Origin of the sequence: Klebsiella sp. K47, assembly GCF_051858335.1 — a bacterium.
Taxonomy (GTDB): domain Bacteria; phylum Pseudomonadota; class Gammaproteobacteria; order Enterobacterales; family Enterobacteriaceae; genus Klebsiella; species Klebsiella pneumoniae.
In genome coordinates this window covers 1-206 of record NZ_JBPYUI010000640.1, presented here as the reverse complement: position 1 = coordinate 206, position 206 = coordinate 1, and the positions used below count along the sequence as shown (strand labels likewise).

At 70.4% G+C, this 206-nt stretch carries 1 pseudogene; it reads left to right on the top strand.

From position 1 onward, the window contains the following. A pseudogene (locus tag RRF55_RS29525) lies at positions 1–206 on the top strand (tryptophan synthase subunit beta); the annotation flags it as partial.

Below are 206 nucleotides of genomic sequence, written 5' to 3'. Positions count from 1 at the left end.
GACCGTTCCGTGCGGATCATCGGGGTCGAGGCCGGCGGCAAGGGCGTGGACGAGACGATGCAGCATTGCGCCAGCCTCACCGGCGGGCGCCCCGGCGTCCTGCACGGCAACCGCACCTACCTGCTGCAGGACGACGAGGGGCAGATCCTCGAAGGCCACTCGATCAGCGCGGGGCTGGATTATCCCGGCATCGGGCCGGAACACGC